At 68.7% G+C, this 23502-nt stretch carries 27 protein-coding genes and 1 tRNA gene; 12 read left to right on the top strand and 16 right to left on the bottom strand.

Translation table 11 applies throughout. The annotated features are described in order from the left end of the window. The first annotated feature begins 14 nt into the window (after window positions 1-14). A complete protein-coding gene (locus RJ1_RS29405) occupies window positions 15-605 on the top strand; it encodes a chorismate mutase (RefSeq protein ID WP_073366037.1) in 591 nt (196 codons plus the stop codon). A 50-nt stretch (window positions 606-655) separates the two neighbouring features. Next, on the top strand, window positions 656-1627 hold the full coding sequence (locus tag RJ1_RS29400) for a helix-turn-helix domain-containing protein (RefSeq protein WP_073366036.1): 972 nt from the start codon (window positions 656-658) through the stop codon (window positions 1625-1627). Here RJ1_RS29400 and RJ1_RS29395 read toward each other — a convergent pair. Together RJ1_RS29395 and RJ1_RS29390 are read right to left on the bottom strand one after the other, a co-directional pair. Beyond that, entirely contained in the window at window positions 1617-2081 is a 465-nt protein-coding gene (locus RJ1_RS29395; RefSeq protein ID WP_073366035.1) for a hypothetical protein, read from the bottom strand. The two genes, RJ1_RS29400 and RJ1_RS29395, sit on opposite strands and share 11 nt — an antisense overlap. A 169-nt stretch (window positions 2082-2250) precedes the next feature. Next, window positions 2251-2790, bottom strand: a complete 540-nt coding sequence (locus RJ1_RS29390; RefSeq protein WP_073366034.1) for a hypothetical protein — start codon at window positions 2788-2790, stop codon at window positions 2251-2253. Between the two features lie 100 nt (window positions 2791-2890). On the opposite strand from RJ1_RS29390, the gene RJ1_RS29385 reads away from it, so the two are divergent. Continuing rightward, window positions 2891-3418, top strand: coding sequence for a peptidylprolyl isomerase (locus RJ1_RS29385; protein ID WP_073366033.1), 528 nt, complete (start codon window positions 2891-2893; stop codon window positions 3416-3418). A gap of 13 nt (window positions 3419-3431) precedes the next feature. Next, the gene (locus RJ1_RS29380) at window positions 3432-4349 is read left to right on the top strand and encodes a rhomboid family intramembrane serine protease (protein WP_073366032.1); all 918 of its coding nucleotides are present in this window, start codon (window positions 3432-3434) and stop codon (window positions 4347-4349) included. Here the strand turns inward: RJ1_RS29380 and RJ1_RS29375 are convergent. Together RJ1_RS29375 and crgA are read right to left on the bottom strand one after the other, a co-directional pair. Continuing rightward, a complete protein-coding gene (locus RJ1_RS29375) occupies window positions 4343-4795 on the bottom strand; it encodes a PH domain-containing protein (protein WP_174695035.1) in 453 nt (150 codons plus the stop codon). The genes RJ1_RS29380 and RJ1_RS29375 overlap by 7 nt on opposite strands. A 73-nt stretch (window positions 4796-4868) precedes the next feature. Further along, window positions 4869-5132: a cell division protein CrgA gene (crgA, locus tag RJ1_RS29370; protein WP_073366030.1), complete on the bottom strand. Its 264-nt coding sequence runs from the start codon at window positions 5130-5132 to the stop codon at window positions 4869-4871. 119 nt (window positions 5133-5251) lie between these two features. On the opposite strand from crgA, the gene RJ1_RS29365 reads away from it, so the two are divergent. After that, window positions 5252-5953, top strand: coding sequence for a DUF881 domain-containing protein (locus RJ1_RS29365; RefSeq protein ID WP_073366029.1), 702 nt, complete (start codon window positions 5252-5254; stop codon window positions 5951-5953). Between the two features lie 55 nt (window positions 5954-6008). Next, a complete protein-coding gene (locus RJ1_RS29360) occupies window positions 6009-6662 on the top strand; it encodes an aminodeoxychorismate/anthranilate synthase component II (RefSeq protein WP_073366028.1) in 654 nt (217 codons plus the stop codon). Between the two features lie 60 nt (window positions 6663-6722). Here RJ1_RS29360 and pknB read toward each other — a convergent pair whose 3' ends face one another. The 7 genes from pknB to RJ1_RS29320 form a co-directional block, all read right to left on the bottom strand. Beyond that, on the bottom strand, window positions 6723-8642 hold the full coding sequence (pknB, locus tag RJ1_RS29355; protein ID WP_073366027.1) for a Stk1 family PASTA domain-containing Ser/Thr kinase: 1920 nt from the start codon (window positions 8640-8642) through the stop codon (window positions 6723-6725). Beyond that, a complete protein-coding gene (locus RJ1_RS29350) occupies window positions 8639-10024 on the bottom strand; it encodes a protein kinase domain-containing protein (protein ID WP_073366026.1) in 1386 nt (461 codons plus the stop codon). Before RJ1_RS29350 ends, pknB begins: the two co-directional genes overlap by 4 nt. 2 nt (window positions 10025-10026) lie before the next feature. Continuing rightward, window positions 10027-11514 (bottom strand): penicillin-binding transpeptidase domain-containing protein, encoded by a 1488-nt coding sequence (locus RJ1_RS29345; protein ID WP_073366025.1) that lies wholly within the window; start codon window positions 11512-11514, stop codon window positions 10027-10029. Then, entirely contained in the window at window positions 11511-12965 is a 1455-nt protein-coding gene (locus RJ1_RS29340) for an FtsW/RodA/SpoVE family cell cycle protein (RefSeq protein ID WP_073366024.1), read from the bottom strand. The genes RJ1_RS29345 and RJ1_RS29340 overlap by 4 nt, the downstream gene beginning before the upstream one ends. Continuing rightward, window positions 12965-14437 carry a PP2C family protein-serine/threonine phosphatase gene (locus RJ1_RS29335; protein WP_073366023.1) on the bottom strand — a complete coding sequence of 491 codons (1473 nt, stop codon included), beginning with the start codon at window positions 14435-14437 and terminating at the stop codon, window positions 12965-12967. The genes RJ1_RS29340 and RJ1_RS29335 overlap by 1 nt, the downstream gene beginning before the upstream one ends. Further along, window positions 14434-14898 carry an FHA domain-containing protein FhaB/FipA gene (locus RJ1_RS29330; RefSeq protein WP_005249074.1) on the bottom strand — a complete coding sequence of 155 codons (465 nt, stop codon included), beginning with the start codon at window positions 14896-14898 and terminating at the stop codon, window positions 14434-14436. The genes RJ1_RS29335 and RJ1_RS29330 overlap by 4 nt, the downstream gene beginning before the upstream one ends. Window positions 14899-15154: 256 nt before the next feature. Next, on the bottom strand, window positions 15155-16456 hold the full coding sequence (locus RJ1_RS29320; protein ID WP_073366022.1) for an FHA domain-containing protein: 1302 nt from the start codon (window positions 16454-16456) through the stop codon (window positions 15155-15157). 256 nt (window positions 16457-16712) lie between these two features. Between RJ1_RS29320 and RJ1_RS29315 the strand changes: the two genes are divergently transcribed. Then, window positions 16713-16798, top strand: a tRNA-Leu gene (locus RJ1_RS29315). Between the two features lie 85 nt (window positions 16799-16883). On the opposite strand, the gene RJ1_RS29310 is transcribed toward RJ1_RS29315, so the two are convergent. Continuing rightward, complete coding sequence (locus tag RJ1_RS29310) at window positions 16884-17339, bottom strand: hypothetical protein (RefSeq protein WP_073366021.1); 456 nt, start codon at window positions 17337-17339, stop codon at window positions 16884-16886. A 268-nt stretch (window positions 17340-17607) separates the two neighbouring features. Between RJ1_RS29310 and RJ1_RS29305 the strand changes: the two genes are divergently transcribed. Genes RJ1_RS29305 through RJ1_RS29290 form a run of 4 tightly spaced genes read left to right on the top strand, consistent with a single transcriptional unit; the run spans window position 17608 to window position 19892 of the window. Next, entirely contained in the window at window positions 17608-18003 is a 396-nt protein-coding gene (locus RJ1_RS29305) for a DUF6292 family protein (RefSeq protein ID WP_073366020.1), read from the top strand. Window positions 18004-18056: 53 nt separating this feature from the next. After that, on the top strand, window positions 18057-18710 hold the full coding sequence (locus RJ1_RS29300; protein WP_073366019.1) for a hypothetical protein: 654 nt from the start codon (window positions 18057-18059) through the stop codon (window positions 18708-18710). Beyond that, window positions 18707-19168 (top strand): RDD family protein, encoded by a 462-nt coding sequence (locus RJ1_RS29295; protein WP_073366018.1) that lies wholly within the window; start codon window positions 18707-18709, stop codon window positions 19166-19168. The genes RJ1_RS29300 and RJ1_RS29295 overlap by 4 nt, the downstream gene beginning before the upstream one ends. Window positions 19169-19208: 40 nt before the next feature. Next, on the top strand, window positions 19209-19892 hold the full coding sequence (locus RJ1_RS29290; RefSeq protein WP_073366017.1) for a helix-turn-helix domain-containing protein: 684 nt from the start codon (window positions 19209-19211) through the stop codon (window positions 19890-19892). Here the strand turns inward: RJ1_RS29290 and RJ1_RS29285 are convergent. Further along, window positions 19882-20277 (bottom strand): VOC family protein, encoded by a 396-nt coding sequence (locus RJ1_RS29285; protein WP_073366016.1) that lies wholly within the window; start codon window positions 20275-20277, stop codon window positions 19882-19884. The genes RJ1_RS29290 and RJ1_RS29285 overlap by 11 nt on opposite strands. A gap of 113 nt (window positions 20278-20390) precedes the next feature. Between RJ1_RS29285 and RJ1_RS29280 the strand changes: the two genes are divergently transcribed. Next, a complete protein-coding gene (locus RJ1_RS29280; protein ID WP_174695034.1) occupies window positions 20391-20786 on the top strand; it encodes an SRPBCC family protein in 396 nt (131 codons plus the stop codon). Between the two features lie 112 nt (window positions 20787-20898). On the opposite strand, the gene RJ1_RS29275 is transcribed toward RJ1_RS29280, so the two are convergent. The 3 genes from RJ1_RS29275 to RJ1_RS29265 all read right to left on the bottom strand — a co-directional run bounded on the left by RJ1_RS29275 (window position 20899) and on the right by RJ1_RS29265 (window position 23314). After that, window positions 20899-21675, bottom strand: a complete 777-nt coding sequence (locus RJ1_RS29275) for a CpaE/TadZ family protein (protein ID WP_073366014.1) — start codon at window positions 21673-21675, stop codon at window positions 20899-20901. Next, window positions 21672-22346: a DUF8176 domain-containing protein gene (locus tag RJ1_RS29270; RefSeq protein ID WP_083400574.1), complete on the bottom strand. Its 675-nt coding sequence runs from the start codon at window positions 22344-22346 to the stop codon at window positions 21672-21674. Before RJ1_RS29270 ends, RJ1_RS29275 begins: the two co-directional genes overlap by 4 nt. Before the next feature lie 71 nt (window positions 22347-22417). Then, window positions 22418-23314: a glycoprotein gene (locus RJ1_RS29265; RefSeq protein WP_240319844.1), complete on the bottom strand. Its 897-nt coding sequence runs from the start codon at window positions 23312-23314 to the stop codon at window positions 22418-22420. Window positions 23315-23502 lie beyond the last annotated feature (188 nt).

Raw genomic sequence — 23502 nt, 5'->3', positions numbered from 1 at the left:
CCTACACTCGCACCATGACCACGGTCCGGCCCGCACCCGTCCGCCGAGCGGCCGTCGTCGCGGTGATGCTGGGAATGGTGACGGTAGGTGTGGCCGCGCCCGTGAGCGCGCAGACCCGCCCGCTGCAACCGATAGTCGAGGCGGTCTCTCTGCGCCTCGCCACGGCCGACGCGGTCGCGTCGGCAAAATGGGGCACACTGTCGCCGATCGACGATCCGGCACGTGAGGCGCAGGTGCTGGGCGCGGTGTCGGCGCAGGCGGCCGAGGAGGGGCTGAGCACCGCGCGGGTGCAGCAGATCTTCCGCGACCAGATCGAGGCCAACAAGGACGTGCAGCGCGCGCTCTTCGCCTGGTGGACGGTCGCGCCCGGGTCGGCGCCGACGGTCCGGCCCGACCTGACGCAGATCCGCCCGGTGATCGACCGGCAGAACACGGACATTCTGGTGCAGCTGCGTGAGCAGGAAGCGGTGCTCGCCGGTCCGGAGTGCGTGCCCGCGCTCGTCGACGCCGCGGTGGCGGTGGCGGCCGAGCAGCGCCTCGACCCGTTGCATCAGGCCACGCTGGCGCATGCGCTCGTGTCGATCTGCGGCGAGGTCGGGGCATGACTGGCCGTTTCGACATGGTCCGACAAGATATCGCCACCTAGACTGGGGGCATGATCTCCAAGGTCGCGACCCTCGTCCTCGACCGCGTCTCGATGTTCGAGTTCGGCGTGGTCTGCGAGGTGTTCGGCATCGACCGCACCGAACACGGCGTTCCACCGTTCGACTTCCGGATCTGCGGGATCCGCCCCGGCGAACCGCTCGCGTCGATCACCCCGGGGCTGACCCTGTCCGCCGACCACGGGCTGGACGCCCTGCGCGACGCCGATCTCGTCGTGGTCCCGCCGCCGGGCGCGACGTCCGGCTTCCCGCCGGAGGCACTCGACGCCGTGCGCGGTGCCGCGAAGGCAGGCGCCATCGTCCTCAGTCTGTGCTCAGGGGTGTTCCTGCTCGGCGAGGCGGGACTGCTCGACGGCCGCAAGTGCACCACGCACTGGGAGTACGTCGAGGAACTGGCCGCGCGGTACCCGACGGCGACGGTCGATCCCGACGTCCTGTTCGTCGACGAGGGCACCCTGGTGACCAGTGCGGGTACCGCCGCCGGCATCGACGCCTGCCTGCACGTGGTGCGCCGCGAACTCGGGTCCACGGTGGCCAACACGATCGCCCGCAGGATGGTCGTTCCGCCGCAGCGTGACGGGGGACAGCGGCAGTTCATCGAGCAGCCGGTGGTCGCGTGCACGTCGGACAGCCTGAGCGTGACGATGGCGTGGATGAGCGACAACCTCGAGCTGCCGCACACGGTGGACGAACTCGCGGCCCGCGCATCGATGTCGACGCGCACGTTCGCGCGCAAGTTCGCGGCCGAGACGGGAACCACCCCGGTGAAATGGTTGACCACGCAGCGGGTGCTCTACGCGCAGCAGTTACTCGAGGGCACCGACCTCGGTCTCGAGGCGATCTCGAGACGAAGCGGATTCGGGTCCGGTGCCCTTCTGCGGCACCACTTCAACCGGGTGGTCGGGGTCGCGCCCGCCGACTATCGGCGCAGGTTCGGCTGCAACGCGGCGGAACTCACGCGATGAACGTTCCGATCGCCGGGTTCGCCTGGCAGATCGGGCTGCTGCCGAAATTGATCGAACCGAACGCCGTCGCCACCACGTTCCCGACGCCGGTGTTCACGGTCGCGGACAGGTAGGGGTACACACCGCCGAGGTTGACGATGCCGGAACGCCCACTGTCGGTGTTGACCCAGGCCACCGTGACCTGCGCGGCCGCCGGGATCGGTGGCGCGGCGGGGTGCGACTCGAAGCGGATGTCGCCGTCGGCGATCGGCGGTGACGCCTCCGGGCCGGACTGTCCGGTGAGCGCCGTCAACGACATCAGGCTGCCCTGGTTCGGACATCCGATGGTGAGGGCCGGACCGCCGAACGGGTGGGGTGGGTCGGCGCCGGCGGGTGCTGCGGTCAGCACGGCGGCGGTGGCGGTGAGCGGAAGTGCGACGACGGCGATGCGATGGACGATACGTCGGGCGGTCATGTCTGCTCCTCGGAACGGATCCTCGCGCGGGGTGCGCATCTGACTGCGGGATACCCCTGGTACAACCCGTGAAACGAAGACAGGACAGCAGGACGGCGATCCTGCAGCCCCGGCTGGACGCCGCACGATATCGAGCGTGCGCGCGCCGTGCCGGCCGGGGAGTGAGAAGTCAGCTGGACGCGAGGGGCTTCGTCGCCGTGGGTGGCGTGGGCTCCTGCGAGTTGGGGCTCTCGACGTCGCGGAGGGTCGGGGGAGCGGACGCGACGCGCGGCTGCTCACGGCGGCGGCTCTTGAAGAACACCGCACCGCCGGCGACGGCGGCACCGAGGAGGACGACGATCGCGATGCGGCGGCCCTTGCGCGACTTCTTCTCCTCGACCGGTGTGACCGCCGAGGTCAGCGGGCGGACGACATCCTGGGCGACCTTCTTCACGGGGGCGGTGCGTGCGCGCGCGTAACCCTTTTTGGCGAGGGACGCGCCCTGACGGCCGAGGAACAGACTGGCCTTCCCGGTGCCGCGGGCCGCGGCCAGGGCCGCCGCGCGTGCGTAGCGCAGGGCCTGATCGACCGCTTCGGATTCCTTCACCCGCGTGGCGGACTCCTCGACGTGGGCCAGAGCGGTCTCGACGCTTTCGGAGACCTGCTCCTGCAGGGTCTCGGCGCGGTCGATCGGAAGCAGATGCGTGAGGGACTCCGTCGCTCGTGTCATGTCCCCACTTTGTCACAAGAACCGGGAGCACGAACCGATCCGAAGTACTCGAGTCACGGCGGCGGAACCACGCGGAACCGCACAATGGCAACATGGTGGTGTGACTTCACCTCATCAGACCGCAACCGCAACGCTGCACACCAACCGCGGCGACATCAAGATCGCGCTGTTCGGCAACCACGCGCCCAAGACCGTCGAGAACTTCGTCGGCCTGGCCGACGGTTCGAAGGACTACAGCACCGCCAACGCCGGTGGCACCGACTCCGGACCGTTCTACGACGGCGCCGTCTTCCACCGCGTCATCGACGGATTCATGATCCAGGGCGGCGACCCCACGGGCACCGGCGCCGGCGGCCCGGGCTACAAGTTCGGCGACGAATTCCACCCGGAACTGCAGTTCGACCGCTCCTACATCCTGGCCATGGCGAACGCCGGCCCGGGCACCAACGGTTCGCAGTTCTTCATCACCACCGGCCCGACGCCGCACCTCAACCGTCGCCACACCATCTTCGGTGAGGTCGTCGACGAGGAGTCGAAGAAGGTTGTCGACGCCATCTCGACCACCGCCACGGATCGCGCGGACCGTCCGCTCGAGCCGGTCGTGATCAACAGCGTCACCATCGCGTAGGGAACCGCAGCACATGACCAACCCCGGCTGGGGCGGTGCCGCGAACGAGGGCACCCCGCCCCAGCCGCGGTGCGTCCGCCACCCCGATCGTCCGACCGCGCTGTCGTGCAATCGCTGCGGTCGTCCCGCGTGTCCCGAATGCCTGCGCGAAGCGGCCGTCGGCTACCAGTGCGTCGACTGCGTCGCCGCCGGTCGGCGGGACGTCCGTCCCGCGCGGAACGTCGCCGGTGCGGTGACCACGCAACGTGCGGTGCCGCTGGTGACGTACCTGCTGATGGCCGCGAACGTCGGCATCTTCCTGATCACCGCTGCGCAGGCCCGCAGCATCATGCAGAACCAGGCCGGGTCGACGCTGTTCGCGGACTGGGCGCTGTACCCGCCGGCCGTCGTGGGTGGCCAGATCGTCCGCGTGATCGGCAGCGGGTTCCTCCACTTCGGCATCATTCACCTGGCCGTCAACATGTTCGCGCTGTGGATCATCGGGCGCGACACCGAACTGATTCTCGGGCGCGCTCGCTACGCCGGCGTGTATCTCGCGTCGATCCTCGGCGGGTCCGCCGCGGTGATGCTGTTCCAGCTGGGAGCGGTCACCGCCGGTGCATCCGGCGCGGTCTTCGGGCTCATGGGAGCGCAGGCCGTCATCCTCCTGCGGCTGCGGCGCAGTCCGGCCCCGGTCATCTCGGTGATCGCGATCAACGTGATCATCAGCATCACGATCCCCGGCATCTCGCTGTGGGGGCATCTCGGCGGTCTCGTCGCCGGAGCCGCGGCCACCGCGGGCATCCTCTACGGACCGCAGCTACTGGGCGCCGGAAACAACCGGGAGAAGGCCGTCACCATCGGCTGGGTCTGCCTCGGCGTCGTCGTGCTGGTGCCACTGGCCGTCATCGCGGCGCGCATTCTGCAGCTCCGCGCGAGCATCGGCTACTGACCCCGCCCCACCAGACGATGCACCGTGAGGGCATCGAACACGTCCTCCGGATTGGTGCCGAGATCCCAGCGGCCGAAGATCAGGAGACGTTCGGTGCCGTCCGCGGTGTGGACGTCGATCTCGAGCATCGGAACCCGGCGACCCAACCGCGGATACCGCACGAGCCGCGCCCGATCGATCTCCGAGCGGGCATAACTGTGACGACCCGTCAGCCGGTTCACCACGATCCCGCCGGCGTCCCTGTCGACGGCGAGCCGCGGTCGCTGTCGCAGCGCCGACGCAGCGGTCAGCAGCAGCCCCAGCGCGGCGACGCAGACGAGGACGCGTCCTGCCGGCTCGGTCGACACCGCGAATCCCGCAACCCCCAATGCCACGCCGCCCGCGGCCAGAGCGATCACCGCGCCGAGGGGCGTCGCCCACTCCAGCGGTGCCTCGTCAGCAGACACGGCTACTCGACCTGCGGCTATCCACAGGGGTTGTCCACATTGGGGATGAATGACATGGGTGTAATTGTGACGGTCAACGCCAGCGCATCGTCATGACCAGACCGACCACCATGAAGCCGAATCCGATGAGGAAGTTGTAGGCGCCGAGATTGTTCATCCACTCGAGCTGGTCGGCGGCCAGATAGTAGACCAGCAGCCAGACCAGGCCGACCAGCATGAACCCGAGCATCACCGAGACGTACAGGGTGCTCGAGGGCCCGGCCTTCACCTTCACCGGGGTGCGGCTCGCAGGATTGATCGTGTAATCGGTCTTCTTTCGGACCTTCGACTTCGGCATGACGTCCTCGTTCGTGCGGCTCTACGGGAATGTGGGCAGGTAGATTCGGAAACACCTGCGTGTGTACACGCTAACGTAGCCGCGATTCGCGCGGCGAGGACGAGGGGACGGAAACACCGGTGACCAGGTCGATCTTCTGGCGGATCGCGGTGCTGGTGGTGTGCCTGGTGGCCGGTCTGCTGGCGGCCACCACCCGTCAGGTGTCGCATGGCAACGAAATCCGTGCCGGCGATTCCACGCGACTGTCCGACCTCGTGCGCAACGCGCAGTCCGAGACCGATCAGGTGGCCGACACCCGCGACCAGTTGGCGGCGCAGGTCGAATCGCTGCAGCAGGAGGCCGCGGCCTCCGACAGCGGCGTCGCGCAGGCGCTCGCCGACACCAAGGCACTCGCCACCGACGCCGGACTCACCCCGATGACCGGGCCCGGAGTCACCGTCACACTCACCGACGCCCCCCGCGACGCGGACGGCAAGTACCCCGTCGACGCGTCGCCGGACGATCTCGTCGTCCACCAGCAGGACGTCCAGAGCGTGCTGAACGCGCTGTGGGTGGGCGGTGCCGAGGCGATCAGCATGCAGGACCAGCGGATCGTCAACACGTCGGCGCCCCGCTGTATCGGCAACACCCTGCTGCTGCACGGTCGCACCTACAGCCCGCCGTACGTGATGTCGGCGATCGGTGATCCCGCGCGTCTCGAGGCGGCACTCGCCAACGAACCCGGAATCCGGGTGTTCAAGCAGTACGCGACGCGGTTCGGGCTCGGCTACTCGGAGGCCTCGTCCGGCCAGTTGACCGTGCCGGGCTACGCGGGACACTGAGCCTGAACCGTCCCCGGCCGTGGAGGGCGCGAAGCGGGCAGAATACCCTGCTTCCATGAGGATTCTCGTCGTCGACAACTACGACAGCTTCGTGTTCAACCTGGTCCAGTACCTCGGACAGTTGGGAACACGGGCCGTGGTCTGGCGCAACGACGATCCGAACCTCACCGGGCCCGACGCGGTCGCGGCGGCCGCGGCCGACTTCGACGGCATCCTGCTGAGCCCGGGCCCCGGGACACCGCAGCGCGCCGGCGCGACGATGGACCTGGTCACGGCATGCGCCGCCGCGAAGACACCGCTTCTCGGGGTGTGCCTCGGACACCAGGCGATCGGGGCCGCGTTCGGCGCCACCGTCGACCGGGCGCCCGAACTGCTGCACGGCAAGACCAGCGTCGTGCACCACACCGGTGAGGGAGTTCTCGCCGGTCTGCCCGACCCGTTCACGGCCACTCGCTACCACTCGCTGACCGTCCTCGAAGACACCATCCCCGACGAACTCGAGGTCACCGCCCACACCGACAGTGGCATCGTGATGGCGATGCGGCACCGGGAACTCCCCATCCACGGCGTGCAGTTCCACCCGGAGTCCGTGCTCACCGAGGGCGGTCACCGCATGCTCGCCAACTGGCTCACCGTCTGCGGGGACGCCCCGAAGGAATCCCTCGTCGCCACCCTCGAAGCCGAGGTCGCGCAGGCACTGGGCGCGTAGCGCCCGTGAGTGGTTGACGAGTCCTGAGACTCCTCAACCACGCACGGGCGGCGAAGCCGCCTACCGCGGGATGCCGAGCGCGCCGACACCGACCGAGACGACACCGTTCTTGGTGATCTCCGATCCCGCCGGCTGTTCCTGGCTGATGATCTTGCCGACCATCTCCGGGTCCAGCGTCGACGTCTGCGTCTGATTCAGCGACGCCGACGACCCGCTCCAGCCGGCGCTGCGCAGCTCGGCGAGTGCCTGCGACACCGTCTTGCCGGTCAGGTCGGGCATCTCGATGTTGTTGCCGTTGGACACCCGGATCTGGATGGTGTCGCCCTTGACGGCGGTGGAGCCGCCGACGGGATCGGTGGACACGACCTGGCCCTTCGGTACTCCGGAATCGATGTTCTGGATCTGCACCTTGAAACCGGCGCCCTCGATGTTCGCCTGCGCGACCTCGACCTTCTGGCCGGTGACGTCGGGGATGCGGATCTGCTCCGGCCCGGTGCCCAGGGTGATCGCGACCTCCGAATCGAGGGAGATGCTCGCCCCCGAGGACGGGTTCTGCTCGATCACCTTGTCGACGTCGGACGCGTCCGACGGTGCGCGGGCGACACCGGTGTCGAGTCGCAGACCCACCGCGTTCAGCTCCTGCTGCGCCTCCTGCTGGGTCAGGCCGGCGAGCCGCGGGACCTTCACCTGTTCGGGGCCCGAAGACACCTCGAGGGTGATCGTGCTGCCCTCGTCCACCTGCACACCGCCGACGGGGCGGGTGGTGATGACATTGCCGGTGGCCACCACAGCGTCCGGTTTCTGCTGCCGGGCGACGCGGAAGCCGAGGTTCTGCAGCGTCGTCTCGGCGTCGTCCGCGGCCTGGTTCGTGACGTCGGGCATGGTGACCTGATCGGCCTTCGAACCCGGTCCGACGGACCACAGGAACGCGCCGACGATGCCGACGACGATGAGGGCGCCCAACGCGAGCAGCGCCATCCGCATCGGGTTCTTCTTCTTGTCGGGTTCTCCCGCGTCCGTCTTCGCCGCCGCGGTCGCGGACGCTGCGGGCGGGCGCCGGTAGTTGCCCGCGCCGGAGTCGACGGCACCGAGGATCGTGGTGCGGTCCTCGTCGCTCATGACCATCGGCGCGCTGGGGCGTTGCCCACCCAGGACCCGGACCAGGTCGCTGCGCATGTCCGCCGCGGTCTGGTAGCGGTTGGCGGGGTTCTTGCTCATCGCCTTGAGGATCACCGAGTCGAGCTCGCGCGGAATGTCCGGGTTCACCGCGGACGGGGTCTGCGGGTCCTCCCGGACATGTTGATACGCGACCGCGACCGGGGAGTCACCCTTGAACGGGGGTTCCCCGGTGAGGATCTCGAACAGCACGCAACCGAGCGAGTACACGTCGGAGCGGGCGTCGACCTGCTCGCCGCGGGCCTGCTCCGGCGACAGGTACTGGGCGGTGCCGATGACGGCGGCGGTCTGGGTCATCGGGCTGGACGCGTCGGAGATCGCCCGCGCGATGCCGAAGTCCATCACCTTCACCGCACCCGCACGGTTGATCATCACGTTGGCGGGCTTCACGTCGCGGTGCACGATGCCGTTGCGGTGGCTGAAGTCGAGCGCCGCACACACGTCGGAGATGACTTCCATCGCGCGGCGGGGCGCCATCGGGCCCTCGCCGCGCACGATGTCCCGCAACGTGTCGCCGTCGACGTACTCCATGACGATGTACGGCAGCGGTCCCGCGTCGGTCTCTGCCTCGCCGGTGTCGTAGACGGCCACGATCGCGGGATGGTTCAGCGCCGCGGCGTTCTGCGCCTCGCGGCGGAACCGGAGGTAGAACGTGGGGTCGCGGGCGAGGTCGGCGCGCAGGACCTTGATCGCGACGTCACGGCTGAGCCGGACGTCGCGGGCGAGGTGGACCTCGGACATGCCACCGAAGCCGAGAATCTCACCCAGCTCGTAGCGTGAGGAGAGGTTGCGCGGTGTCGTCATGGCAGTCCTTGTGGGGTCGGAGTAGCTGACTCCTCCGACGTGGTCGTCGTGGTCGTCGTCGTGGCTTGGGTGGTGGTCGTCGTGGTGGTCGTCGTCGGCTCTGTCGTCGTCGTGGTCGTCGGCTGGGTGGTGGTCGTCGTGGTCGGCGGCGGGGTCGTCGTCGTCGTGTACGTCGGCTCCGTCGTGTACGTCGGTTCCTCGGTAGTCGTGGTCGTCGTCGGCCGCGGCGTCGTCGTGATCGTCCGCAGCGACGAGGTCACCGCCGGTACTGCCGGATCCTTCGTGTCACCGCCGTCGAACAGGACGAGCGCGAGCGCGATGATCGCCGCCAGCAGAAGCAGACCGCCCGCCCCCCAGGCCACAGCCTTCTGGCCGCTGGTCAGACCCTTCTTCTTGCCGTCACCGTTCGAGTCGTCGGGAGGCACCTGCCCGGTCACCGGCCCCGCGTACGCGGTCTGTGACGGCGGCATCATCTGGGTGGCACCGGTCATCGGCGGTGGCAGTACCCGCGACGTCCCGGTACCCGCGGCGCCGGGCGGCGGGGGACGCCGGCCGGCCCGGACCGCCGCGACCGCGTCGGCGAACTCTCCACCACTGGCGTAGCGGGTGCTCGGATCCTTCGCGATGGTGATGTCGATGAGTTCGCGGATGTTGGGCGGCAGGTCGTTCGGCAACGGCGCCGGCGCCTCCTGCACGTGCTTCATCGCGACGGTGATCGCCCCGTCGCCGATGAACGGGCGACGTCCCGACAGTGCCTCGTAGCCGACGATGCCGAGCGAGTACACGTCGCTGGCCGCGGTGGCGTCCTGTCCGAGGGCCTGTTCGGGTGCGATGTACTGCGCGGTGCCCATCACCATGCCGGTGCGCGTGATCGGCGAGTTCTCGACGGCCTTGGCGATGCCGAAGTCGGTGATCTTCACCTGGCCGGTGGGGGTGATCAGGATGTTGCCCGGCTTCACGTCCCGGTGCACGACACCGGCGTCGTGCGCGACCTGCAGAGCCCGGCCGGTCTGCTCGAGCATGTCCAGTGCGTGCGGCACGGCGAGCCGGCCGACCCGTGCGAGGACGGCGTTGAGCGGCTCCCCGTTGACGAGTTCCATCACCAGGTAGGCGGTGGAATCGCCGGTGGCGTCCCGCACCTCGCCGTAGTCGTAGATGCCCGCGATGCCCGAATGGTTCAGCTGTGCGGTGGTGCGTGCCTCGAAGCGGAAGCGTTCGACGAACTCGGGGTCCGAAGAGAACTCGGACTTCAGTACCTTCACCGCGACACGACGGTTGAGCCTGTTGTCGGTCGCTTCCCAGACCTGACCCATTCCGCCCGTGGCGATGAGCCGGATCAGGCGGTATCGATTGGCGATCAACGCGCCGTTGTTCAGTGCCACAATCAGCCCCCTTGTAGTCCGGCTGCGATGACGGCACGGCCGATAGGTGCAGCCACCGAGCCGCCGGTTGCGGCCAGTGCGCGATCGCCGCCGTCCTCGACGATGACCGCGATGGCGACGGTCGGGTTCTGGGCGGGTGCGAATCCGATGTACCAGGCGTGGGGCGGGGTGTTCCGAGGGTCGGTTCCGTGTTCGGCGGTGCCCGTCTTGGACGCGATCTGGACGCCGGGGATCTTGCCTGTGCCGCTGGTGTTGTTCTCGGAACCGATCATCAGGTCGGTCAGGGTCGCCGCCACCTGCGGCGACATCGCCTGCCCCTCGGACACCGGGTTGGTGGTCGCGAGGTTGGAGAGATCCGGTCCCTGCAGTTCCGACACCAGTTGCGGTTGCATCCGCACCCCACCGTTGGCGACGGTAGCCGCGATCATCGCGTTCTGCAGCGGAGTGAGTGCCACGTCTCGCTGGCCGATGCTGCTCTGACCGAGTGCGGCGTCGTCGGGGATCGACCCGATGGTGCTGTCGGCGACGGGGAACGGGACGCCGGGCATCTGGCCACCGACGCCGAGTGCGGCCGCCTCGTCGCTGACGGCGTCGGATCCGGTCTTGATGCCGAGTTCGACGAACGCGGTGTTGCAGGAACGGGCGAACGCCTCACGCAGTGACGCGGTCGGTGCGCCGCCGCACGTGGAGCCGTTGTAGTTCTCGAGGGTCGTCGACGTGCCGGGCAGGGTGATCTGCGGGGCCGCGGTCAACTGGGTGTCGGGGGTGGTTCCGGCGGCGAGCGCCGCGGCGGTCACCACGACCTTGAACGTGGATCCGGGCGGGTACGTCTGCGACACCGCGCGGTTGATCAGCGGCTTCTCCGGGTCGGCGTTCAGCGCCTCCCATGCCTGGGTGGTCTCGGTGCCGTCGTGGCTGGCGAGCGAGTTGGGGTCGTAACTCGGGGTGCTGACCATCGTCAGGATGCGCCCGGTGCTCGGCTCGATCGCCACGACCGAACCGGTGTAACCCTTCGCCGTCAGCTCGTCGTACGCCACCTGCTGCATGACGGGGTTGATGGTGGTCACCACGTTGCCACCGCGCGGGTCGCGCCCCGACACGAGGTCGAAGAAGCGCCGCCCGAACAGACGGTTGTCGGAACCGTTGAGGACCGGGTCCTCGGATCGCTCGAGGCCGGTGCTGCCGTACTGCATCGAGTAGAAACCGGTGACCGGTGCGTTGGCCAGCGGGCTCGCCGGTGCCGCCGGGTTGGGCGGGTAGGTGCGCAGGTACTTGTAGCGGTCGTCGGTCGGGACGGACGCGGCGAGCACCTGTCCGGCCGCCGAGATCTGGCCGCGCTGACGCGAGTACTCGTCGAGCAGGACACGCGAGTTCCGTGGGTCGGCCCGCAGGTTGTCGGCCTTGATGACCTGGACGTAGGTGGCGTTGGCGAGGAGGGCGACCACCATCACCATGACGGCGATCGCGACGCGACGCAGAGGTGTGTTCATGAGCGCGGCACCATCTCGGTCGGGGCGTCGGCGATGGGTGCGGGGCCCTTCTTCTTCGGGACGGCCGGCTCACGGGCAGCGTCGGAAATCTTGATCAAGATCGCGAGGAGGAGGTAGTTGGCGAGCAGTGACGACCCACCGTACGACATGAACGGCGTGGTCAGCCCGGTGAGGGGAATCAGCTTGGTGACGCCGCCGACCACCACGAACACCTGCACCGCGATCGTGAACGACAGACCGGCCGCGAGGAGCTTGCCGAAGCTGTCCCGGACGGCCAGGGCGGTGCGCAGACCGCGGATGACGAGGATCAGGAACAGCATCAGCACGGCCGCCAGACCGATGAGACCGAGTTCCTCACCGATCGTGGCGACGATGAAGTCGGTCTTCGCGAACGGCACCTGCGCGGGCCGCCCGCTGCCGAGTCCCGTCCCGGCGACGCCACCGGTCGCGAGCCCGAACAGTGACTGCGAGATCTGGTAGCCGGTGTTGTTGTAGTCGGCCAGCGGGTCGAGCCAGGTGCTGACACGGACCCGGACGTGGCCGAACAACTGGTACGCGAAGAAGAAGCCGATGCCGAGCAGTCCGACACCGATCAGCAGCCACCCGACGCGTTCGGTGGCGATGTAGAGCATCACCAGCACGGTGCTGAACAGCAGCAGCGACGTGCCGAGATCCTTCTCCAGCACGAGCACACCCACCGACACCATCCACGCGACGAGGATGGGACCGAGGTCGCGGGCGCGGGGCAGGTCGATGCCGAACACGTGCTTGCCCGCGGTGGTGAACAGGTCGCGCTTCGCGACGAGGACGGAGGCGAAGAAGATGATCAGCAGGATCTTCGCGAACTCACCGGGCTGAATGCTGAAGCCGGGGAGCCGGATCCAGATCTTCGCACCGTTCACCTCGGAGAAACTGGACGGCAGGATCGCCGGGATGGCCAGGAACACCAGTCCGGCGAGGCCCAGCGTGTAGCTGTAGCGGGCCAGGAGCCGGTAGTCCTTGAGCAGCACCAGCACGGCCACGAAACCGGCGATGGCCAGCGTCGTCCACAGCACCTGCTGGTTGGCGTCCGGCGACGGGACGGGCAGCCCGAAGTAGGCGGCGGACTGTGCGTCGGCGAGGTCGAGGCGATGGATCAGCACCAGTCCGAGACCGTTGAGCAGCGCGACGATCGGCAGGATCAGCGGGTCGGCGTACGGCGCGAACCGGCGCACCGCGAGATGCGCGATGAGGAACAGCGCTGAGTAGGCGGCGGCGTACTTGGCGATGTCCCCGGTGATGCTCTGTTCCTGGCTGGCCTCGACCAGCACCAGTGAGATCGTCGTGATCAGGATCGCGAAACCGATCAGGATCAGCTCGGTGCCCCGGCGCGTCGACTGGACGGGGGCTGGCGCGAACCCGCCGGGTGGACTGGGAAACTGCGCCCCCGGTGATGCACTTGCGACGGACATCAGCTAGCCGTCCTGCAGTTCTGACCGGGAACCTGGGTCACGGTCGGCGCCGGGGTGGCGGTCGGGGTCAGGGGTGCAGGCGTCTCCGGTGCCGGCGGCACCGCGGCCGGGGGAGCGGGCGCGGGCGCTGGCGTGGTCTCCGGTGCGGGTGCGGGTGCGGGGGCCGGGCTCGGTGCCGGCGTGGTCGTGGTGGTGGCCGCCTCCGTCTCGCACACCGGAAGCAGGTCGTTCTGGGCGAGCCGCGTCATCTGGTTGCGGACGTCGTCGAGCTTGCCCGAGGGCAGCCCGGCACGGACCTGCTCGCGGGCGGACGGCTGCAGGTCGTCGACCTCGAGGATGGTGCACCCGTTCGGCGACTCGGTGGGCGACATCAGTGTCAATTGGCCGGCGTCGTCGACGCAGCCGACGAGATTCGCTTCCTGCAGCGAGTAACCGAGCACCGAGCCGGGAACGCCACGCAGCACGGTGACACGTTCGCCGTCGGCGCCGACGTAGTAGTTGTTGCGGATCAGAGCCCGCCCCACGAAGGCAGCGACGGCGACCACGACGATCAGACCGAGCGCGAGTGCAGCCCACCACATGCGGTGCCGCTTCTTCTTCGTCGGCGGTTCCTCGACCTGCGGGACGACCCGCTTGGGCGTGGCCCGCGGCGGACGCATCGCGGCGGCCCGACCCGCGGCCGTGTTCGGCGGCGGAGTGTCCTCGTCGTCGTCGGCAGAGGCGGCTCCCGCGACGATGGGGTGGCTCTGCCCGTAGTCGAGGTCGATGACGTCGGCGACGACGACCGTCACGTTGTCCGGGCCGCCGCTGCGCAGGGCGAGTTCGATGAGCCGGTCGGCGCACTCGTCCTGCGTGCCCTCGCGCATGGTGTTCTCGATGGTCTCGTCGCTGACCACGTCCGACAGTCCGTCGGAGCAGAGCAGGTAGCGGTCGCCGGCGCGGGCCTCGCGGACCGTCAGCGTCGGCTCGATCTCGTTGCCGGTGAGCGCACGCATGATGAGTGAGCGCTGCGGGTGGGTGTGAGCCTGCTCGGCGGTGATCCGTCCCTCGTCGACGAGGGACTGCACGAACGTGTCGTCCCGGGTGATCTGGGCGAGGGAGTCGTCGCGGAGCAGGTAGGCGCGGGAGTCACCGATGTGGACCAGCCCGAGCTTGTTGCCGGAGAACAGGATCGCGGTGAGCGTGGTGCCCATGCCGTCGAGTTCGGGGTCTTCCTCGACGTGGTCGGCGATGGAGTCGTTGCCCTCGCGGGTGGCGGCCTCGAGCTTGCCGAGGAGGTCCTCGCCGGGCTCGTCGTCGTCGAGGTGCGCGAGGGCCGCGATCATCAGCTGCGACGCGACCTCACCGGCCGCATGACCGCCCATGCCGTCCGCGAGCGCCAGCAGTCGGGCACCGGCATACACGGAATCTTCGTTGTTGGAACGAACAAGGCCACGATCGCTGCGGGCGGCATAACGCAGTACGAGGGTCACGGGCGCAACTCGATTACCGTTTTGCCGACGCGTACGGGGGTACCGAGCGGCACGCGGACAGATGTGGTGACCTTGGCGCGATCCAGGTACGTGCCGTTGGTCGAGCCGAGGTCTTCGACGTACCAGTCGGCGCCTCGCGGGGAGAGCCGAGCGTGGCGGGTGGAGGCGTAGTCGTCGGTGAGGACGAGGGTGGAGTCGTCGGCGCGGCCGATCAGGACGGGCTGGGTGCCGAGGGTGATGCGGGTGCCGGCGAGGCCGCCCTGCGTCACCACCAGATACTTGGCCGTCTTCGTCTTCCCCAGCGACGGCAGAACGTTGCCGCTGCGCGAATATCGCGGTGGCACACGGACGCCGGACCCGGCGTAGATGTCGCCGCGCAACGCCCGCAGAACGGTCCACACGAACAGCCACAGCAGAAGCAGGAAACCTGCTCGTGTGAGTTGCAGAATCAAACCTTGCACGGCAGTCCACCTCCTTCTGTGGCCGGAACGTTCGAGGCGCCGGCGTCTTTTTCTGGCAGCATCATATGGGCAACCCGCACCCTGCGATCAGGATACGGACAGCCCACAACGATACGGAGTCCACACCGTGTTACGTCCGACACGGGCTCCGACGCGGTGTCGGTCGAGTATCGAAGCCGTCTCGGTTGTGTCTCGGCGGCAGAGGTCGGGGTCGGGTATCGGCGGAACCTGCTCTGGGACCTATCTCGGTGGTGCCTCAGAGGATTCGGACCAGGATCTCCGAATGACCCGCTCGGATGATGTCTCCGTCGGCCAGCTGCCAATCCTGCACGGGAGCACCGTTGACGGTGGTGCCGTTGGTGGAGCCGAGGTCGGACAGCATCGCTACCTGCCCGTCCCAGCGAATGTCGATGTGGCGGCGTGACACACCGGTGTCGGGGAGGCGGAACTGCGCCTCCTGGCCGCGGCCGATGATGTTGTTGCCCTCACGCAGCTGGAAGTGGCGTCCGCTGCCGTCCTCGAGCTGCAACGTGGCCGTGAACGTGTGGCCGTCCGGCGCGTACGCCTGCTGGTAGCCACCCTGGTCGTAGTCGGCGTAGCCCTGGTCGTACGCCTGCTGGTCGTAGCCGCCCTGCTGGTAGCCGCCGCGGTCGTAACCCTGGTCGTAGCCCTGCGGCTGCTGGTATCCGGCCTCCGCGTAGGAACCGTCCGGGTAGCGGGCGGGAGCCGCCTGCTGGTCGTACGCCTGCTGGTCGTAGCCGCCCTGCTGGTAGCCGCCCTGCTGGTAGTCGTAGCCGGCGTCCGCGGGCTGGTCGTAACCGGGAGCCTGCGCGCCCTGGTCGTACGCCTGACCGTAGGCGGCATCCTGCGGGTACCCGCCGCGCTGGTCGTCGGGGTACTGCTGCTGGTCGTAACCGCCCTGCTGGTAGCCGCCACGGTCGTAACCGTTCTGGTAGCCCTGCGGGTACCGCTGGTCCTGACCTGCATGGGCATGACCGTTGCGCGCGTACTGCGGGTCGGGATTGCGGTTGCCCGCTGGTTCGCGGCTGGGGTCGTAGCCTGAGTTCTGCGTCATGGGGCCAGCTCCTGGATTCGACGTGACGGGTACAAACGGTGCCTGTGGTCGCGGTGCGGGACCGCGTGGCGGTTCGGGTCGCCCCGGCGTGGCCGCGCCTGGGCGGCCGGCATCCGGATCCACCGAACCCCGGGTGCGGAACTGCCCGGTGTGCAGTGAAGGCGACGGTTCGAACGCGACATGAATGGGACCATACGTCTGCCAGCCCTGGTCGCGAATGAAGTCTTCGAGGTGTCGGGCGAAGGCCTTGACCGTCAGGTCTCTGTCGGCGGCAAGTTCTTCGTGGTCCGAGTTGTTGATGGCGATGACATAGCTGTTCGGCGCGAGCAGGTGTCCGCCGTCCAACTGCTGGATCCGGTCGGAGGCCTCCTGCTGAAGCGCGGCCTCCACCTCCTGCGGCACCACGCCGCCGCCGAAGACCCGGGCGAACGCGTCGCCGACGGCTCCCTGGAGTTTCCGCTCGAAACGTTGAACTATCCCCATCGGAACCTCCTCACGGTTGCCTGGCTGTCGGGCCTTCTGTCTTCGGTGCGCGGTGGCTGTGACGAGACATGTCCGTGTCGCGGCACTGCCGTACGCGTATCCCACGGTACTGTCATTGCCTCGAGCCACGACACGGGTCTACGCCATTGCATGATATCGGTCTTTGCCTGAACGGGCGTTTTTGTGGCCTTTCTGGGTCCTGACCTGTACGAATCGTGATTTCTGGCGACCTCGTGTTAATGTTTCCGGGTCGCTCGGGCGAGTGGCGGAATGGCAGACGCGCTGGCTTCAGGTGCCAGTGTCCTTCGGGACGTGGGGGTTCAAGTCCCCCTTCGCCCACCACAAGCGGTTCTCCGGAATCGCGACATCGAGGCCACGAACTCCACCGAGTTCGTGGCCTCTTTCGTTGACCGGTGTGAAAACGGCCCTACTGCGGGCGGATCGGGTTGCAGCCGACGCTGACGTACGTGACGATCCCCTCTTGCAGTCCGCAGGTCGTGAAGGCGCCGGTCGAGATGCCGGCCTCCCACCACGGTGCGCCGCTCCCGCCGATGCACGATCCGGTCGACGGTGTCCCGGCCGGAACCCACACGCCGTCGCGGCGATAGCCCTGGATCCACGGAATGTGCGTGACACCGCCGGGTCCGGGAATCGCCCGCGGCGTCAGACCGAAGCATTCGACGGTCCCGATGTGGACCGCGGTCCTGCCTGCGGGCACGTCGTTCGCTGTGCAGTGCGAGGTGCCGGATGTCGGCGTGGTGGCGGTGTGACAGTCGGCCGAGGGTTCGGCCTGGGCGGGTGCGGCGCAGACCGCGACCACCGCGGCGGCGAGGGCGGACGATGCGGCAGCTCCGGCGAGGAACCTGCGGATCCTGTCGGTCATCGAATACTCCTTCGGGTCCGGGTGTTGTGTGTGTCGGTGCGGCACCGGATTCCGTTAGCCGTGCCGCAGCTCGCCCGTGTTTCGAGGGTGGGGTATGCGCACCCCAGGGTGGCTACCGGGCACGTCGCTCCGGCCCGACGATGAAGTAGAAGCCTCGTCGCAGACCCCGAACCCGTCCTCGCGGCGGTCCGTGACGAATGACTCGGGTGTGAACCTGACGTCCGGCTTCCTCTGCCGGGTTTCTGCGAACGTCGAGAGTGGGTTGAATATGAGCGTCAGCCAGGTCCGGGCCACGAGCTCGGCGAACGTCGGTGAATATGTCGGTTCCGTCGCGGCGACGGTGGATGCCCTGTCGGTCGACTGGTGGTGCACTCCCGCCTTCGACGCGGTGGTGACACTGTCCAGCGAGATCCCCTACTACCGCGGTCGGAAAGCCGTTCTGGCCTGGAACCGCACCTTCGGGTGGTCGCTCGGCGTCCACGGTCTCACCCCCGGGAACGTGCTGGTGGTCGAGGGTCTCGGGTTGGGCCCGGCACCGGATCCCGCCCGGTGCTCGGATCGGGTTGCCGAGCTGATCGCCGAACTCGCCGGCTGGGCTCCCCAACGGTCCGGCGACCGGCCGTCCCCGCGCATCGTGCACGGCCCGCACGCACCGACCGGGTAACCATATTCGGGAAGTCGTGCGCCCCCGCCGCCGACGGGCTTGGATATCGAAGTATGGACGGCAGGAAAGCCCCCGATCCGCTGCGACTCGCGGCCGGCGCCGCCGCGACGGCCGGTGGTGCGTTGCAGCGTGCGTTCGGATTCGGCGTCGACGCGGCGCGGCTCCTGCCGGGAGTCGACCCGCTCCTGATCACCCTGGAGGAACGCGGCGCCGAGACGCTGCGCAGTGCCGACGAACTCGCGGATCGGGTGCTGCACGCGGTGCTGCGGAAGGTCGTGCAGGTTGCGCTGCAGGAGGTGGATCTCACCGCGATCGTCCGTGATCACGTAGACCTCGACGTCGTCGCCGAGGGCATCGACATCCAGCGCATCATCGACCGGGTCGACGTGGACGCCATCGCCGCCCGCATCGACATCCCGCAGATTCTCGATCGCGTCGACATCGACGCCGTCGCCGCGCGGGTGGACGTGGGCGCGATCGTCGACCGCGTCGACGTGGATTCCGTCATCGGACGCGTCGACCTGGTGGTTCTGGCGGACACGGTGATCGAGGGCGTCGACCTGCCGCGCATCATCCGCGAGTCGACCGACTCGATGTCCAACGAGGCGGTCCGGGGGGTGCGGACCCAGGGCATGCAGGCCGACGACGCCGTCGCAGGATTCGTGGGCAAGTTGTTCGGGCGCGCGCACGAACCGGGCGATGCATGAGTGCGCCGGCCCATCGCTCCGCCGGAATCGTCACCAGGGGGCTGGCCTGCGGCATCGATCTGGGGGTCGTCCTCGCCGTCATGGGCGGCATCTACGTGGGCGCGCTGTTCCTGCGCTTGTTGTTCTCACCGCAGGAATTCTCGTTTCCCGACGCCAACGCCGTGCTCTCCGTGACGTTGTTCATCACCGTGGCGGTGCTGTACCTGACGGCGTGCTGGGCGGTGAGCGGCCGCACCGTCGGTGCCGTGACGATGGGGCTGCGCGTGGTCAGTCGCAACGGCGAACTGATCGGCTGGCTGCGCGCCTTCGTCCGGGCGGTGCTGTACGTGATGTTCGGCTTCGGATTGTTGTGGGCGGCAGTCGACAGCCGGCGCCGGTCGCTGCAGGACATTCTGCTGCGGACCGCCGTCGTCTACGACTGGGATCCGGACCTGCACGTGATCGAGCCGGAGATCTGACGGCGCGCGGAATGTCCTAGTGGCTGCCTAGCATGGGGTCATGTACACGGAGCGGCGGTCGGTGTTCCCCGGCGCTGTGGTGTGGCAGAAGACCGCCGCAGCGGGCGAGGCTGCCATCCTGCCCGACGGCTGCATGGACCTCATCTGGATGAACGGCGACGTCGTCGTGGCCGGTCCCGACTCCCGCCCGTATCTCACCCGCAACCGGGAGGGTGACCGCTACGTCGGATTGCGTTGTTCGCCAGGAACACTGCCGGATCTGCTGGGAACGCCGGCAGAGGAGCTGGCCAATCTGCGGGTGCCGCTCGACGAGGTACTGAGCGATCGTGCCACCGCAGAATTCCTCGGCCGGATCGTCGACGAGGCCGACCCAGGCCGGGCGCTCGAGGAGTTCGTGCGGTCTCGCGCAGTCCTCGGGCCACCGCCGGACGGCCGGATTTCCGTGATCGTCGGCCTGCTGGAACAGCAGACGTCCATCCGTGAGGTGGCCGACCGGATCGGGGTCGGCGAACGCCACCTGCACCGCCTGTGCCGACGGCAGTTCGGGTACGGGCCGAAGATGCTGGCCCGGATCCTCCGGTTGCAGTCGGCGTTGGGGCTGGCGGGTTCGTCGATTCCCGCAGCGCAGGCGGCCGGCATGGCCGGGTTCGCCGACCAGGCCCACCTGATCCGTGAGGCCCACGACCTGACCGGACGCACCTTCGGTCAACTGGTCACGGCGTGAGCGCGGCGAACAGGTCGACGGGATTGCCGTCGGGATCGTCGACGGTGGCGTAGCGCTGCCCCCACGGTGCATCCCACGGTTTCTTCCGTCCGTCGTAGCCGGCGGCCGTGACCTCGTCGAACAGGCTGTCGACGTCGGCGGCGGTTCCGCAGTCGAAGGCCAGTGAGAGACGATGCCCGCCGGTGGGTTCGGTCCAATCGGGTGTGAACGAGCGGATCGTCTCGATCGTGTCCCACAGCAGGCGGATTCCGCCGGGAAGCTCGAATTCGACGTGGGGCGCCTGATCGGCGTCGGCGGGAATGTCGAGACCGAGTCGCCGGTAGAACGCGAGCGATGCAGGCAGGTCGGCGACGACCAGTTCGATGGCACTGAATGTTGCGGTCATGTCGAGAACGCTAACGACTTCCGGTGGACGTGCATTGAAGGTTTCGGACGTCGAGCACGCGGGCGTCCGATTTCTTCAATCATCCGCCGGCCGCAGCGGGGATGCTGGGAGCCATGACCACCGAATCAACTCATGTCAGCGTGTTCATCGCCCGGTCCGCCGCCGACGTGTACGCCTACGCCGGCGACCCCGCCAACCTCCCCGCCTGGGCGGCAGGCCTCAGCACCACGATCACCCGCGACGGCGACCGCTGGCTCGCCGACTCCCCGATGGGGCAGGTCTCCGTCACCTTCGCGCCCACCAACGACTACGGCGTCCTCGACCACTACGTCACCCTCCCGAGCGGCGACACCGTCTACAACCCCGTGCGCGTCATCCCCGACGGCGACCACAGCGAAGTCGTCTTCACCATCCGGCGACGCGACGACGTCACCGCCGAAGAATTCGCGCAGGACGCCGCAGCGGTCACCGCCGACCTGCAGACATTGAAGGCGTTGCTCGAGGGGTGAGGGGTTGGCGGTGTTGTTGTCGCGGTTGCCCACCGATTGGTCAGACGCCCACGCAATTTTGCGTGGACGGATAGCTAAAATGTCTGCGGATGTGGGTCGAGGTCGCGATGACTCAGACCCGTTCGGGACGACCTTCGACCACTGCCGACGCCGCCGCGGAGACCCGCTCGTACGCCGCCCGGGTCGCCGGTGCCAGTAGGCCGTGATCGATCACGATGCCCATGCCCAGATGTGCGTCGTAGGGAATTGTTTCGATCCCCCACACCTGCCCGCCCAGGTATTCGCGGAGAAGATCGACGTCGACCTGCCAACCGGTGGCGTCCTGGTTCGACACGGTGACGATGGTGCGGGCGAGTCCGGGTTCGCCGAGCGTGTCACCGATCGACTGCAACGCCGCGCGCAGGCGATTGAAGGCATCCGCCCGGCACGGCACGACGAGAACGATCGGTGACGGTGTGGTCAGGAGCGGCGCGAGGTACGCGGCGCGTAGCCGGTGCCCGAGGTCGTGGACAGCGCTGACTCCGCGGGCACGCAGAGCAGCTGTGAGAGTGTGGAATTCGGGTTCCATCGCGGTTTTGTTCCCGATGCGGTTCAGGATGCGGGTGCCGGCGCTCGTGCGGGAGCAGTACCCGTCGAACACGTCGTCCGCGACCGGGCCGGCCGCCGATGCCGCGACCACCTGCTCGAGCCCGCTCACGGAGAGCATCGCATCGGCGCCCCGTTCGGCGACGTCGCCGCCGGCCGGTGTCGCGTCGACGGCGACGACCGCGCCGCCCCGCACCGCGGCGGTGTTGGCGAGCCCGAGTGCCGTCGTGGTGGCCCCCGCACCTCCGCACGCTCCGAGAACGAGGGCCGACACCGGAAGTGGTTGCAGCAGTTCGTCGGTCACTTGGCATCTCCAATGGATGTGATGTAGGTGCGACCGTCGCGATCCGCGGTGGTCACGACCTGTTCGTACTTCTTCGTCGACCCGTCCGGCCGTAGTTCCGACAGCGTCACCGCGTAGCGGCCCGGTGCGGTCTCGGTGACGGCGAGGCAGTGCTCGGTGCCTTGGGGCACCGAATCGATGCCGCCCTGGATGGTCTCGGCCGATCCGACGGGCGCCTCGGGTGTGACCACCGCGCGGGCCTTCGCGCCGCTGCGTTCGACGTAGTAGGCGTGATCGAAGGCCAGGATCGCGGCGACGCCGTCGGCGGTCCCGCCGGGACCGTTCCCGATGACGGTCGAGCCGTCGCGGGATGGGACGCACCAGCCCGAATCGGCCGCGGCGACAGGGGTTCCACCGGCATCACCGGACGTCGAGGCGAAGACGGCGACCACCCCAGAGACGACGGCGATCACCGCTGCGACGGCACCGGCGACCGCGAGTCTCTGCTTGCCGCGACCTGCGCGAGCGGGTGGTGCGGGAGCGGGCTCGTCGCCCGGGGTGAGCCACGTCGGAGCGGGTGGTTGCTCGTGTTCGGCGGCGGGAACCGTCGACCTCGGTGCCGCGGCCGACGCGAAGGGTGGGAACCAGTGCGAGAAGCGGTCGAGGGGTGCCCTGTTCGGCGGTTCTGTCACAGTTGAATCCTCCACACCTCATTCCCTCGCGTGGCGCCGACCCCTGGCGGGCACCACGCGAGGGAATCGGATCACACGTGCAGGGTTGCCTGACTGCGCACGGTGACGCCGCCGATCGTGGTGGAAGCCGGACCGCTGTCGGTCGACTGCAGCTGCGGGAGCTGCGGTGCGGGCAGGGCCGCGATCGTCTCGACGAGCTGCCCGAATGCCGGGTACCGGTCGGCTGCATCCGAGATCGCCGCGGCGATGGGTGTGACGTCGACGGGCGCAGACCAGTTGGTGGGGTGCTCGGCCTCGGAGTCGGCCGAGAACGCGGAGACGGTGGCGGCCGTCGGCGACGACGGGTCGACGGCGATACCCGCGGTGCCGGTGGCGTCACCGATCCGCCAGGCGATGGTGCCGACGTATCCCTCGGGGTTGCCGTACTGGCGACCGTTGACGGCCACCGGAACCGCGCCGACCAGCGTGTCGGCGGCCGCGTTCACCTCGACCACCGGCGTCGGCACGGGCAGGGCGGGGGCGACGGGTGCCTGGTGCGCCCTCGGCATGTCGTCGGGGTCGATCCACACGGTCGCCGGCCGGGCGGCCTGCGCCTCGTTGCCGACTCCCTCGGCTGCAGGCGCTGCCGGGGCGTTGCCGTCCAGCGCCAGGTCGGGAGCAGCGGGCACGGCCGCTTCGCCGCCCGGGACAGCCAGCGGGGCCTGCGGGGGAGCCGGCTTCGCCGGGGCCGGGGCCGAGGGGTCGGTGACCCCCGGCTGGGAAGTGGTGGACGGTTCGGGCGGGGCGGGCTGCGTCGACGGGACCGTCACTCCCGGCTGCGACGTGGTGGGCGCGGCCGCGGGGTCGGTGACACCCGGCTGTGAGGTCGACGGCGGCGTGCTCGGCGCGGCGTGTGCGGTCGCGGCACCGAGCGGTGCGGCGGCGGACACCGAAATCGCGGCTGCCAGAGCGTGCATGCGGATTCTCAAGTCGTGACTCCTGAAGTCGAACGGACTGGTGATCGAACGGACTGGTGCTGACGAAGCAAAACGCAGGAGTGCTGCAGATCAGAGGCACCGAAAGAGGGAAGCGCGCACAGCAGAATTCCCCCACCGACACGGTGGGTGTGTTGTTTCCCCGATGAGATACGTCCGTGCTGCCGGCGCACTGCCGCAGC

This window comes from Rhodococcus jostii NBRC 16295 (assembly GCF_001894825.1).
In the GTDB taxonomy this organism is placed as follows: domain Bacteria; phylum Actinomycetota; class Actinomycetes; order Mycobacteriales; family Mycobacteriaceae; genus Rhodococcus_F; species Rhodococcus_F jostii.
This window is presented reverse-complemented; position numbering and strand designations above follow the sequence as displayed.

What these genes read in the sequence shown, in the direction of transcription:
- RJ1_RS29405 (WP_073366037.1), top strand. Translation starts at nt 15, where the DNA reads ATGACCACGGTCCGGCCCGCACCCGTCCGCCGAGCGGCCGTCGTCGCG.
- RJ1_RS29400 (WP_073366036.1), top strand. Translation starts at nt 656, where the DNA reads ATGATCTCCAAGGTCGCGACCCTCGTCCTCGACCGCGTCTCGATGTTC.
- RJ1_RS29395 (WP_073366035.1), bottom strand. Translation starts at nt 2,081, where the DNA reads ATGACCGCCCGACGTATCGTCCATCGCATCGCCGTCGTCGCACTTCCG.
- RJ1_RS29390 (WP_073366034.1), bottom strand. Translation starts at nt 2,790, where the DNA reads ATGACACGAGCGACGGAGTCCCTCACGCATCTGCTTCCGATCGACCGC.
- RJ1_RS29380 (WP_073366032.1), top strand. Translation starts at nt 3,432, where the DNA reads ATGACCAACCCCGGCTGGGGCGGTGCCGCGAACGAGGGCACCCCGCCC.
- crgA (WP_073366030.1), bottom strand. Translation starts at nt 5,132, where the DNA reads ATGCCGAAGTCGAAGGTCCGAAAGAAGACCGATTACACGATCAATCCT.
- RJ1_RS29360 (WP_073366028.1), top strand. Translation starts at nt 6,009, where the DNA reads ATGAGGATTCTCGTCGTCGACAACTACGACAGCTTCGTGTTCAACCTG.
- pknB (WP_073366027.1), bottom strand. Translation starts at nt 8,642, where the DNA reads ATGACGACACCGCGCAACCTCTCCTCACGCTACGAGCTGGGTGAGATT.
- RJ1_RS29345 (WP_073366025.1), bottom strand. Translation starts at nt 11,514, where the DNA reads ATGAACACACCTCTGCGTCGCGTCGCGATCGCCGTCATGGTGATGGTG.
- RJ1_RS29340 (WP_073366024.1), bottom strand. Translation starts at nt 12,965, where the DNA reads ATGTCCGTCGCAAGTGCATCACCGGGGGCGCAGTTTCCCAGTCCACCC.
- RJ1_RS29320 (WP_073366022.1), bottom strand. Translation starts at nt 16,456, where the DNA reads ATGGGGATAGTTCAACGTTTCGAGCGGAAACTCCAGGGAGCCGTCGGC.
- RJ1_RS29310 (WP_073366021.1), bottom strand. Translation starts at nt 17,339, where the DNA reads ATGACCGACAGGATCCGCAGGTTCCTCGCCGGAGCTGCCGCATCGTCC.
- RJ1_RS29305 (WP_073366020.1), top strand. Translation starts at nt 17,608, where the DNA reads ATGAGCGTCAGCCAGGTCCGGGCCACGAGCTCGGCGAACGTCGGTGAA.
- RJ1_RS29300 (WP_073366019.1), top strand. Translation starts at nt 18,057, where the DNA reads ATGGACGGCAGGAAAGCCCCCGATCCGCTGCGACTCGCGGCCGGCGCC.
- RJ1_RS29295 (WP_073366018.1), top strand. Translation starts at nt 18,707, where the DNA reads ATGAGTGCGCCGGCCCATCGCTCCGCCGGAATCGTCACCAGGGGGCTG.
- RJ1_RS29290 (WP_073366017.1), top strand. Translation starts at nt 19,209, where the DNA reads ATGTACACGGAGCGGCGGTCGGTGTTCCCCGGCGCTGTGGTGTGGCAG.
- RJ1_RS29285 (WP_073366016.1), bottom strand. Translation starts at nt 20,277, where the DNA reads ATGACCGCAACATTCAGTGCCATCGAACTGGTCGTCGCCGACCTGCCT.
- RJ1_RS29280 (WP_174695034.1), top strand. Translation starts at nt 20,391, where the DNA reads ATGACCACCGAATCAACTCATGTCAGCGTGTTCATCGCCCGGTCCGCC.